The organism is Streptomyces altiplanensis (assembly GCF_053591575.1).
On sequence record NZ_JBSFUB010000095.1, the window covers coordinates 16623 to 27470 of the forward strand.

The following is a 10848-nucleotide window of genomic DNA, read 5'->3' on the forward strand; positions in this document are numbered from 1 at the left end:
TGTTCGCGTGGAATTCATCGGTGGTGGCACGGGGCTCCATCTCTCGCTCGGCGGGCAACTCGGAACCGGGTGGTTATACACCGGGCGAACGGTGCGTGCGAGTATGCGGAAGAAATAGGCTTATTCGAGTTGGCGGGAACGCCGCCTTCGGTCTCCGCCCCCAGATGTCGCGCCCCGCAGAGGGCGGGACCAGACTGGAAGGAGGCGGAGTTTCCCGGAACTCCCGTGTCGGATCCGCCACGGAGGAGCCATGGGGTCGACCACGCGGAATGACACTCCTGTCGCGATCGAAGGCGGCGGGGTGGAGCTGCGCATGCGGGAAATCGGAGGCGGCATGACGGTCGCTTTCGCGCGGTTTCCCAAGGGCACGGACATGGGGCCGCTCGCCAAGGGCCTGCCCGGTGATCTGTGCCAGTGCCCGCACTGGGGTTACCTGCTCAAGGGCCGGCTGAGAATGCGGACCAAGGACGGTGAGGATATTTACGAGGCGGGGCAGGCTTTCTACTGGGCGCCCGGTCACGTTCCCGAAGCGCTCGAGGACTGCGAGTATCTGGACTTCTCGCCGACGGAGGAGTTCAACGAGGTGGTCGACCACCTCAAGTCGCAGATGTGAGTCCGTGAACCGGCCGGATCATGTCCGTGCGTACGGGCGCAGGGCGTTTCACGGCTCTTTGCGGATGAGCCCGGGCGAGCCGCTTTTCAGGCAGCCGAACCGTCGCGGACGGGTCCCTTCGCCGGGCACTTCGCCGGGCGCTTCAGCGGGCGTTTCTGCCGGGACACCACGTCTCCGGCGCGCAGGTCACTGCCGCTGAGCCCGCCCGCCGGCGATGCGCCGCGCAGCCGGCCCCGGCCCGCCTCCTCGCTTCGAGGCGACCGCTCCGGCCATGGGGCCGCGCCGAGTGCCGCGGGAGACGTGGGAAGTCCGAGCGGGACCCGTCAGCGGCGCAGGCGGGCGTTGAGCCGGGCGGCCTGGCGCGTCAGGTGGTCGCGTTCGGCGAGGTTGGGTGCCTTCCGGGCCGCCTCGGCGTACAGCCGTGCCGCCGTCACCAGGTCGCCGTCGCGCTCGTGGAGGTACGCCGCCACCGCGGCGTGGCGGGGAACGGGGTGTTCCCCGCTCGAACGGAGCCGAGAGCTCGGGGAGGAGCCGTCCAGCGCCGCGAGCGCCGCCAGGCCGGCGCGCGGTCCGTCGGCCTCGCCGACGGCCACCGCGCGGTTGAGCCGGACGACCGGGCTGTCGGTCAGGCGCACGAGTTCGTCGTACCACTCGACGATCTGCACCCAGTCGGTCTCCTCGGCGGTGGGCGCGTCGGCGTGGAGTGCCGCGATGGCGGCCTGGGCCTGGAACTCGCCCAGCCGGTCGCGGGCGAGGGCCGCCTGCAGGATCCGGACGCCCTCGGCGATCGACTCGGTGTCCCACCGGCCGCGGTCCTGTCCGGCGAGCGGCACCAGGCTGCCGTCGGGCGCGGTCCGGGCGGCCCGCCGGGCGTGGTGGAGCAGCATGAGGGCGAGCAGCCCCGCCACCTCCGGGTGGTCGATCGCGGCCGCGAGCCGGCGGGTGAGCCGGATGGCCTCGGCGGCCAGGTCGACGTCGCCGGAGTAGCCCTCGTTGAAGACCAGGTAGAGGACGCGCAGCACGGTGGCGACGTCGCCGGGCTGGTCGAACCGCACGTCGGAGACGGTGCGTTTGGCCCGGCTGATGCGCTGCGCCATCGTCGCCTCGGGCACCAGGTAGGCCTGGGCGATCTGGCGGGTGGTGAGCCCGCCGACGGCGCGCAGGGTGAGGGCGACGGCGGACGACGGCGTCAGCGACGGGTGGGCGCACAGGAAGTAGAGCTGGAGCGTGTCGTCCACCGCGGGCACGGGCCCGGGCGCCGGTTCCTCTTCGACGAGGTCCTCGCGCCGGCGGCGGGCGGTGTCCGCCCGGGTCGCGTCGAGGAACCGGCGCCAGGCCACGGTGACCAGCCAGCCCTTCGGGTCCCGCGGCTGGTCGGCCGGCCAGACGCGGACCGCCTCGACCAGCGCGTCCTGCACGGCGTCCTCGGCCGCCGCGAAGTCGGCTCCGCGGCGGACGAGGATCCCGAGCACGCTCGGTGTGAGGCTCCGGACCAGGGCCTCGTTCATCTGGGAAGTCACTCCGTGACGGTGGGCGGCGCGGTCAGGAACGGGCGCACCTCAAGCCACTCGTGGATCGGCTTCCCGCCCGCCCCGGGGGCGGCCGACAGCTCACCGGCCAGCTCGACGGCGCGCTCGTAGCTGTCGACGTCGATCACCATCCAGCCGGCGATGAGGTCCTTGGTCTCGGCGAACGGGCCGTCGGTGACCGGCGGGCGCCCCTCGCCGTCGTACCGCACCCACGCCCCCTCGGGGGCGAGCGCCTGGCCGTCCACGAACTCGCCGGTCCCCTCCAGCCGGGCCGCGAAGTCCTGCATGTACTGCACGTGGGCGGAGATCTCCTGGGGCGTCCACTGGTCCATGGGCACGTCGTTGGCCGGGGCCGGGGCGCCGCGGTAGTGCTTGAGCAGCAGGTACTTGGCCATCGTTTCGCTCCTCGGTGCTGGTGCGACCCATTGTGGTCGCTCTCACCACGGGGACGGAGCCGGTCACGGGTTCTCGACATGACCGCCCGAACTTTTTTGGCTCTTGTGGACGAGCCCGGACGAGCCCGGGTGAGCCGTCTCGCGGTGCCCGGGTCCACGGCGTGGCGCGAGGCCGGACCGAGGTCCCCGAACCCGGCCGGACGAGCCGCCCCGGGCCGATCCGGGAAGAGCCCGTCCGAGGTGGTGCCGCGGTCCCGCCGGGGAGGTCCGCCGGGCGGTTCGAACCGGGCCGGGCGGAGGGCCGGACGGAGGAACTGTGACGTTTCCGTGGCTCCGGGCGCAGAGCAAGGGGGGGCATGGGCACGGTGACCAGTGCCGAGTCGGCACCACGAAGAGGGACGTGTGGTCAGGGGCGGGGAGCGGCATCGCACACAGGAGTGCGACGCGGAGTTGGGCGCTGCCGTCGAGCGGGCCCAGCAGGGGGACGAGGACGGGTTCGCGGCGGCCTACCGCCTCGTGCACCCGGGGCTGCTCGGATACGTACGGGGGCTCGTCGGGGAGGACGCCGAGGACGTGACGTCCGAGGCATGGCTGGAGATCGCGCGCGACCTGGGGCGGTTCCGCGGCGACGGGGCGGGATTCCGCGGCTGGACGGCGACGATCGCCCGCCACCGCGCACTCGATCACTTGCGCAAGCTGAAGCGAAGGCCGCGTACGTCGATGCTGGAACAGGACGTACTGGAGCTGCCCGCCGGCCGGGACACCGCCGACGACGCGCTCGAAGCACTGTCGACCGGGCAGGCGCTGGAAATGATCGCCACACTGCCGCGCGAGCAGGCGGAGGCGGTGCTGCTGCGGGTGGTCGTCGGGCTCGACGGGCCGGCGGCGGCCCGGGTGCTGGGCAAGCGCAGCGGATCCGTGCGGACCTCCGCCTACCGCGGGCTCAAGCGGCTGGCCGAGCAACTGGCCCCGGACGGCGGCCGGACGGGCGCTGTGACGTCTGCGGCGCCGCGCACGCTGAAAGATGAGACATGAGACGGGTATGGGAACAGGCGAGGGGCCGGCCGGCCGGGACCGGGGCCGGAGAACGGGAAGCGGTGGACGAGGAGCCTGTCACGCCGGAGGTCGAGGCGTTGCTGGCCGCCGTACGCCGTCCCGCGCCTCGCCGTGGTGAGGAGAGGGCGCAGGCGGCGCTCGCCGCGTACCGGGAGGCGCGCGACTCCGGCGCGCACGCCCTCCCGGGGCGCTGGTGGCGGGCGCGCGGGCGTGACGACTGGCGGCCGTCCCGGCGGCGGCGCGGTGTGCTGCCGGTCAGGGCGGCGTTCGCCTCGGCCGCGGCGACGGTGACGCTGGGCGGGATGGCGCTGGCGGCCGGCACGGGGGCGATCCCGGCGCCGTTCGGGAACGGCGGCGGCAGCGGGGGCAGTGGTGCGGGCGGCGGCACCGGCGCCGGAACGGCGGGGACCCACAGCAGCGCGCCGGCGACGCCCGGTGCGGAGCGGGGGAGCGCGGGGGACACGGCGACGGGAGGCGCGGAGCGCCGCCCTTCGGCCGGCGCCACCCGCCCGGCGACCGCGCTCCCGCCCCGGAGCCGGGACGAGGTGGAGGACTGCGCCGCGTACCTGGCGTCCGACGGGCGTGGGGCCGTCTCCCGCCGCGGTGCGGCTTCCGGACGTCCGGCAGCAGCCGCCGCGGCCGCCGGGCAGTCGGTGGAGGCGTACTGCGAAGACGTGCTGGAGGCCGGGAAGCGGCCGGGGCAGGAAGCGGCGGGCAAGGACTCCCCGAAGGCGCCGAAGCCCTCGAAGGCGCAGAAACCGCCGAAGTCGTCGAAGCCCTCGAAGGCGGCCGGGGCGCCGAGGACGCCCGAACCCCCGGCGCCGCCGGCCGACGGCGCCGCGAAACCCGCGAAGCCCGGACAGCCCGGACAGCCCGTAAAGCCCGCGAAGCCCGTAAAGCCCGTAAAGCCCGTAAAGCCCGCGAAGTCCACGGGCAAGGACGAGGGCAGCAGCGAAGGCAAGGGCGGCGGCCGGCAGAGCGGAAACGGCGCCCAGCGCAACGGCGAGAGCGGGCCGCGCAAGCAGTGAGCGGTCCGGTGGACGGTCCGACGGAAGCCGGTGAGCGGCGCCGGTGTGCGGCCGCCGCCCCCCGGGGCCCGGGAAGGCGAAGTGGAGCCGCCGCCGGTCCTGGAAGGACGACCGGGGCCGCCACCCCCCACAGGAGAGGCCCCGGCCGCCGTCCGCGGACCGTGCGGCGGCCCGTACTTCTCTCAGCGTCATGCATGCGTTTTCTGTCACACCGCTCTCTGTCAGCGTCCCGTCGCACGGTGTGCAGGTCGTGGACGCGACCCCTCGCGACGTCGTAGCGTGCTGACTCGCGCGGGGCTGCGCGGCAGCGGTGACCAGCCGCGACTCGGGACAGGTTGAGGGAGTGCTGGGGGACGACGCGGAGCTGACCGCCGCGGTGCTCGCGGCACAGGACGGGGACGAGGACGCCTTCCGGACTGTGTACCGCGCCGTGCACCCACGGCTGTTGGGCTACATACGGACGCTGGTGGGCGACCCGGAGGCCGAGGACGTCGCCTCCGAGTCGTGGCTCCAGATAGCCCGCGACCTCGACAGGTTCAGCGGAGACGCCGACCGGTTCCGGGGCTGGGCGGCGCGCATAGCGCGCAACCGCGCCCTCGACCACATCCGGATGCGCGGCAGGCGCCCCGCCATCGGCGGCGACGAGACCGAGCTCACCACGAGGCCCGGCGCCTGCGACACCGCCGACGAGGCGATGGAAGCCCTTGCCACCGGCGACGCTCTCGCCCTCATCGCCCAGCTCCCCCAGGACCAGGCCGAGGCCGTCGTCCTGCGCGTGGTCGTCGGGCTCGACGCGAAGAGCGCGGCCCAGACCCTGGGCAAGCGTCCCGGCGCGGTACGGACCGCCGCGCACCGCGGGCTGAAGCGGCTGGCCGAGCTGCTGAACGCCATGGACGTCGGCGGCAGCGGCGAGGGCCGTGAAGGCGGCGGCGGTACGGTTGCGGGCCCGGTCGGCGGACGGCCGGAACTCGACGCCGTACCGTCCCAGCGACGTCCGCGACCGGACCGGGTGACGTCCGCCGGTGTGACGCATACGTGCGTGCGGACGCAGAAGGACATGTGATGGCCGACGAGCGGTACGAGTGGCTCGACAAGGGCGCGGCGGAGCGACTGCTGCGCGGAGAACCCGTCGGGCCTGTCGGCGACCACGCACGCGCCCAGGCCGAGCGTCTCTCCGCCGCCCTGGACGCGGTGGCCCGGGCCGGCGGCCCCGAGAGTGGTGAACTCCCGGGCGAGACAGCCGCGTTGGCGGCGTTCCGCAAGGCCAGGGCGGCATCCCCCGAGGTCTTCTCCACGGTACGCGGCGGACGCAGGGCGCCCGCCCCCGTGCGCTGGGGGCGTCCCGTGCGCATCGGGCTGGCCGGGGCGCTCGCCGGTGTCGCGCTCGGCGGCGTGGCGGTGGCGGCGGGCACCGGCGTACTGCCGGGCCCCTTCGGGCATGACACGGACCCGGCGCCCGCGTCCTCCGTGTCCGCGGCCGCGACACCGCACCCGGCCGACCCCGGGGCCGCCGACGGCGGACCGGGCGTCCCCGGCGGGCCCGCGCCGGGCGTCCCCGGCATTCCCGGCATCTCCGGCGGCGCGGACGGGACGCCCGGCAGCGGGACCGGCGGCGCGGAGCGGGACGGCGACGGCGACGGCGGGAGCGACGGCGAAAGCGACGGTACGCACGGGCCCTCTCCCGGACCGGACGCCGGCGCACCCACCACCGACCCGGGCTCGGCCGGGGCCGCACCGGGAACGGGCGACAGCTCCGGCCCAGGACCCGGTTCCGGTCCCGGCCCCGGTTCCGGCGACTGGTACCGCAAGACGGCCAAGGCCTGCCGGGACTACCGCACCGGCGACCTCGCCCCCGACCGCGAGCGGCGCCTGGAGGCGGCGGCCAAGGGCGCCGACCGGGTGGAGCGGTTCTGCGACCGCCTGCTGAAGGGCGCCGACGGAGTGACCGGGGCGGCCGGGGCCGGAGGCGCCGGCGGCGGAAACGGCGACGGTGCGGGCGAGGGCCACGGAGACGGCGGTTCCGGCGGCGACGCCGGCGGCGGTTCCGGCGGCGACAGGAACGGCGGTTCCGGCGGTCACAGTGCCGACGGCGGCCGAGGGGTCCGTGACGGGATCCGCGGCTCCGTGCCGCAGGTCTCCTTCACCCGGCCGGCGCCCCCGGAGCCCCCGGCACTCGCCCCGTCCATCACCGTGGCCCTCTCGCCGCAACTGCGCTGACCTGCGGTTTTCCCGCCATGCTCGCAGGGGTGTGACGTTTTTCCACCACATGACGCAGTAAAGAGTGAGCCGACTGGTCATCGGCAGCGCGACGAGCCGGGGTTCCCCCCGTACCTACGGCTCCGCGCAACAGGCGCGGGCGGGACACGTTCCCCCGGTCCCGCCCGCGCCACTTCTTCCTCCCCTGCCGCTACCAGTAGACGACGACCTTGTCGCCGTCCCGCACCTGCGCGAACAGGCTCGCGATCTTCGCCTCGTCCCGGACGTTGACGCAGCCGTGCGAGGCGCCGCTGTAGCCGCGGGCCGCGAAGTCCGACGAGTAGTGGACGGCCTGACCGCCGCTGAAGAACAGGGCGTACGGCATGGGGCTGTCGTACAGCGTCGAGACGTGGTGCCGGGACTTCCAGTACACCTCGAACGTCCCCTCGCGGGTGGGCGTGTACTGCGAGCCGAACCGCACGTCCATCACGGAGACGACCCGCCCCTCGACCATCCAGGACAGGGTCCGGCTGGTCTTGCTGATGCACAGCACCCGTCCCTTCATGCAGCGCGGGTCGGGCTTCGCGACCGGCTCGGCGGCCGGCGGGCGCAGCTCGGAGCGCGTCGGCTCCCTGGTCATCCCGAGGAGCCTGTCCCAGGTGACGGTGTCGGTCGTGCCCGTGCGGGGCAGGCCGCGCTTGCCCTGGAAGGACGAGACGGCGGCGGCGGTGACCGGGCCGTAGTGGCCGGTGGGGGTGCGGTTGAAGTGGGCGATCTGGCGGAGCCTGGCCTGGAGTTCGCGCACCTGGCCGCCTCCGGACCCGCTCGCCATGAGGACCCTGGGGGCCGGCGGCTCCGTTTCCGGCCGGGGCTCGGGCACCTCGGTCCTGGACGGCGCGGGCGCGGCGGCCGGTTTCTTCGGCGGAGCCTTCGTCGGCGCCGTGTCGGGCGAAGGCTCCGCCGAAGGCGCGTCGGCGGCCTCGAACGCGGGAGCCGCCGGCTTCGTCACCCCGCCGGCCGTCACCGCCGGACCCGCCCCCACCCCGCTCGCCTGCGCCGTGCATCCCGTCGTCACGGCCACGACCGCGGTCGCCGCCAGTGCCACCGCTCTGCGCACGGCCCTGCTGTTCCGCTGCTTCTCGTCCATCCCCGCCCCCCGGGCATCTCGTATGTCCCCAGGGAGTGTTTCCCGCTCTGCCCGGTTGCGAAAGCCCCCGCATCATGGAAGAGCGAAGCGGAGCGGCGTTGTGAGCAAGGTCCCAGCCTGCGGCCCTCCACCCGCCGCACGCCCACCGCTACAGTCCGTCGCGAGGGTCGGTTCATTACCAGCCAGTACGTTCAGTGGAAGGCACAGCAGATGGCGCGCGAGTCGGAGTCGGGACTGCCTATTGAGCCGGTGTACGGACCGGACGCCCTGGAAGGCTGGGACGCCCGGGAGAAGCTGGGCGAGCCCGGTTCGTACCCCTTCACGCGCGGTGTGTACCCGTCGATGTACACCGGCCGGCCCTGGACGATGCGCCAGTACGCGGGCTTCGGCACCGCCACCGAGTCCAACGCCCGCTACAAGCAGCTGATCGCCAACGGCACGATGGGCCTGTCGGTCGCCTTCGACCTGCCGACCCAGATGGGCCACGACTCCGACGCGGCGATCGCGAGCGGCGAGGTCGGCAAGGTCGGCGTCGCGATCGACTCGATCGACGACATGCGCGTCCTGTTCGGCGGCATCCCGCTGGACAAGGTCTCGACGTCGATGACGATCAACGCGCCCGCGGCCCTCCTCCTGCTGATGTACCAGCTGGTGGGCGAGGAGCAGGGCGTGCCGGCCGGCAAGCTGACCGGCACGATCCAGAACGACGTCCTCAAGGAGTACATCGCGCGCGGGACGTACATCTTCCCGCCCAAGCCGTCCCTGCGCCTGATCGCGGACATCTTCAAGTACTGCAAGGCCGAGATCCCGAAGTGGAACACGATCTCGATCTCCGGCTACCACATGGCCGAGGCCGGCGCCTCGCCCGCGCAGGAGATCGCGTTCACGCTCGCCGACGGCATCGAGTACGTCCGCACCGCCGTCGCGGCCGGCATGGACGTCGACGACTTCGCGCCCCGCCTCTCCTTCTTCTTCGTCTCGCGCACCACCATCCTCGAAGAGGTCGCCAAGTTCCGCGCCGCGCGCCGGATCTGGGCGAAGGTGATGCGCGACGAGTTCGGCGCGAAGAACCCGAAGTCGCTGATGCTGCGCTTCCACACGCAGACGGCGGGCGTGCAGCTCACCGCGCAGCAGCCCGAGGTCAACCTGGTGCGCGTCGCCGTCCAGGGTCTGGCCGCCGTCCTCGGCGGAACCCAGTCCCTGCACACCAACTCCTTCGACGAGGCGATCGCCCTCCCCACCGACAAGTCCGCCCGCCTGGCCCTGCGCACACAGCAGGTCCTCGCGTACGAGACGGACGTCACGGCCACCGTCGACCCCTTCGCCGGCTCGTACGTCATCGAGAAGATGACGGACGACGTCGAGGCCGCCGCCCTCGAACTGATGGCGAAGGTCGAGGACATGGGCGGCGCGGTCAGCGCGATCGAGCGCGGCTTCCAGAAGAACGAGATCGAGCGCAGCGCGTACCGCATCGCGCTGGAGACGGACGGCGGCGAGCGCGTCGTGGTCGGCGTGAACCGTTTCCAGCTGGAGGAGGAGGAGCCGTACGAGCCGCTGCGCGTCGACCCCGCGATCGAGGCCCAGCAGGCGGAGCGGCTGGCGAAGCTGCGCGCGGAGCGCGACCAGGCGGCGGTGGACGCGGCGCTGGTGGAGCTGAAGAAGGCGGCGGAGGGCACGGACAACGTCCTGTACCCGATGAAGGACGCGCTGCGGGCACGGGCGACGGTGGGGGAGGTCTGCAACGCGCTGCGGGAGGTGTGGGGGGCGTACGTTCCCACCGACGCGTTCTGAGGCGGGTGCGTCCCTCACGCGTGACCGGCTTGCCTGGCATGTGAAACGCGGAGGCGGAGTGTCGCGGGCGCGTGCGACACTCCGCCCATGCTGGGTGTAACCGATCTGCCGACCTACCTCGTCGGGCTCGTACTGATCATTCTTCTGCCGGGACCGAACTCCCTCTACGTCCTGTCCGTCGCCGCGCGCCGCGGCGTACGCACGGGCTACAGGGCCGCCGCGGGCGTCTGGTGCGGCGACGCCGTGCTCATGGTGCTGTCCGCGGCCGGTGTGGCGTCGCTGCTCCAGGCGAACGCGCTGCTGTTCGGCATCGTGAAGTACGCGGGCGCCGGCTATCTGACCTGGCTGGCGATCGGGATGATGCGCGCGGCCTGGTCGATGTGGCGCACGCGGAACACGCGTACGGACGACGACACGGCCGTCGTCGAGGCGGCGCCGGCCGCCGAGCGCCCGTACCGGCGCGCGCTCGTGATCAGCCTGCTCAACCCGAAGGCGATCCTCTTCTTCATCTCCTTCTTCGTGCAGTTCGTCGACCCGGCGTACGCCCACCCCGCCCTCTCCTTCGTCCTGCTCGGCGCCCTGGCCCAGCTCGCGAGCGTGCTCTACCTGTCCGCCCTGATCTTCGGCGGCACCCACCTGGCCGCCGTCTTCCGCCGCCGCAGGCGCCTGTCGGCGGGCGCGACCTCGGCGGCGGGCGTCCTGTTCCTGGGCTTCGCGGCGAAGCTGTCGGTCAGCAGCGTCTGAGCACGCGTCACGCGCCGGCCGGGCCGGCGGCACGCCGTCACCCGCGTCCCGTACCGTCGCGCGGACCGGATACCCGATGGCGGCGACCGGCCGGCGTCCCTACGCTGGCCGCCATGACCGACACCGTGCCGCTCAGTGACACCTTGCGCTCCCTGGCCGGCACGCCGGAACGCGCCGCCCTGCTGGACAGCAGTCCGCGTTCACGGGTGTGGCGGGTGGACGTGCGCGGCGGCGGGCGCGTGATCGTCAAGCAGACCGTCGAGGGGAACGGCGGCGGAGTCGCCGCCGACGCGCGACAGAGACCGGTTCGCAAACGGGGCTGGAACTCCGACTCTCCGGCAGCCAGTTG

10 protein-coding genes and 1 pseudogene are annotated in these 10848 nt (G+C 73.5%); 8 read left to right on the forward strand and 3 right to left on the reverse strand.

Features of this window, described 5'->3' with window-relative positions; translation table 11 throughout:
* Window positions 1-250: 250 nt before the first annotated feature.
* Window positions 251-613 (forward strand): hypothetical protein, encoded by a 363-nt coding sequence (locus tag ACWD0Y_RS29545; protein ID WP_450263375.1) that lies wholly within the window; start codon window positions 251-253, stop codon window positions 611-613.
* Window positions 614-936: 323 nt separating this feature from the next.
* Here ACWD0Y_RS29545 and ACWD0Y_RS29550 read toward each other — a convergent pair whose 3' ends face one another.
* Complete coding sequence (locus ACWD0Y_RS29550; RefSeq protein WP_450263384.1) at window positions 937-2121, reverse strand: RNA polymerase sigma factor; 1185 nt, start codon at window positions 2119-2121, stop codon at window positions 937-939.
* 8 nt (window positions 2122-2129) lie between these two features.
* Window positions 2130-2537, reverse strand: a complete 408-nt coding sequence (locus tag ACWD0Y_RS29555; RefSeq protein ID WP_093799422.1) for a YciI family protein — start codon at window positions 2535-2537, stop codon at window positions 2130-2132.
* A gap of 402 nt (window positions 2538-2939) precedes the next feature.
* Between ACWD0Y_RS29555 and ACWD0Y_RS29560 the strand changes: the two genes are divergently transcribed.
* The 4 genes from ACWD0Y_RS29560 to ACWD0Y_RS29575 all read left to right on the forward strand — a co-directional run bounded on the left by ACWD0Y_RS29560 (window position 2940) and on the right by ACWD0Y_RS29575 (window position 6838).
* Window positions 2940-3572: an RNA polymerase sigma factor gene (locus ACWD0Y_RS29560; protein ID WP_450263376.1), complete on the forward strand. Its 633-nt coding sequence runs from the start codon at window positions 2940-2942 to the stop codon at window positions 3570-3572.
* A 62-nt stretch (window positions 3573-3634) separates the two neighbouring features.
* The gene (locus ACWD0Y_RS29565) at window positions 3635-4621 is read left to right on the forward strand and encodes a hypothetical protein (RefSeq protein ID WP_450263377.1); all 987 of its coding nucleotides are present in this window, start codon (window positions 3635-3637) and stop codon (window positions 4619-4621) included.
* Window positions 4622-4964: 343 nt separating this feature from the next.
* On the forward strand, window positions 4965-5684 hold the full coding sequence (locus ACWD0Y_RS29570; RefSeq protein ID WP_450263378.1) for an RNA polymerase sigma factor: 720 nt from the start codon (window positions 4965-4967) through the stop codon (window positions 5682-5684).
* A complete protein-coding gene (locus tag ACWD0Y_RS29575; protein ID WP_450263379.1) occupies window positions 5684-6838 on the forward strand; it encodes a hypothetical protein in 1155 nt (384 codons plus the stop codon). Before ACWD0Y_RS29570 ends, ACWD0Y_RS29575 begins: the two co-directional genes overlap by 1 nt.
* A 190-nt stretch (window positions 6839-7028) precedes the next feature.
* On the opposite strand, the gene ACWD0Y_RS29580 is transcribed toward ACWD0Y_RS29575, so the two are convergent.
* Window positions 7029-7964 carry a L,D-transpeptidase family protein gene (locus ACWD0Y_RS29580; RefSeq protein WP_450263380.1) on the reverse strand — a complete coding sequence of 312 codons (936 nt, stop codon included), beginning with the start codon at window positions 7962-7964 and terminating at the stop codon, window positions 7029-7031.
* Between the two features lie 210 nt (window positions 7965-8174).
* Here ACWD0Y_RS29580 and ACWD0Y_RS29585 point away from each other — a divergent pair, with 210 nt between their 5' ends.
* The 3 genes and pseudogenes from ACWD0Y_RS29585 to ACWD0Y_RS29595 all read left to right on the forward strand — a co-directional run.
* Window positions 8175-9755, forward strand: coding sequence for an acyl-CoA mutase large subunit family protein (locus tag ACWD0Y_RS29585; RefSeq protein WP_450263381.1), 1581 nt, complete (start codon window positions 8175-8177; stop codon window positions 9753-9755).
* An 87-nt stretch (window positions 9756-9842) separates the two neighbouring features.
* Window positions 9843-10499, forward strand: a complete 657-nt coding sequence (leuE, locus tag ACWD0Y_RS29590; RefSeq protein ID WP_450263382.1) for a leucine efflux protein LeuE — start codon at window positions 9843-9845, stop codon at window positions 10497-10499.
* 113 nt (window positions 10500-10612) lie between these two features.
* A pseudogene (locus tag ACWD0Y_RS29595) lies at window positions 10613-10848 on the forward strand (hypothetical protein); the annotation flags it as partial.

Coding starts and splice junctions, on each gene's coding strand:
- leuE (WP_450263382.1), top strand. CDS start 9,843: ATGCTGGGTGTAACCGATCTGCCGACCTACCTCGTCGGGCTCGTACTG.
- ACWD0Y_RS29545 (WP_450263375.1), top strand. CDS start 251: ATGGGGTCGACCACGCGGAATGACACTCCTGTCGCGATCGAAGGCGGC.
- ACWD0Y_RS29555 (WP_093799422.1), bottom strand. CDS start 2,537: ATGGCCAAGTACCTGCTGCTCAAGCACTACCGCGGCGCCCCGGCCCCG.
- ACWD0Y_RS29585 (WP_450263381.1), top strand. CDS start 8,175: ATGGCGCGCGAGTCGGAGTCGGGACTGCCTATTGAGCCGGTGTACGGA.
- ACWD0Y_RS29575 (WP_450263379.1), top strand. CDS start 5,684: ATGGCCGACGAGCGGTACGAGTGGCTCGACAAGGGCGCGGCGGAGCGA.
- ACWD0Y_RS29550 (WP_450263384.1), bottom strand. CDS start 2,121: ATGAACGAGGCCCTGGTCCGGAGCCTCACACCGAGCGTGCTCGGGATC.
- ACWD0Y_RS29580 (WP_450263380.1), bottom strand. CDS start 7,964: ATGGACGAGAAGCAGCGGAACAGCAGGGCCGTGCGCAGAGCGGTGGCA.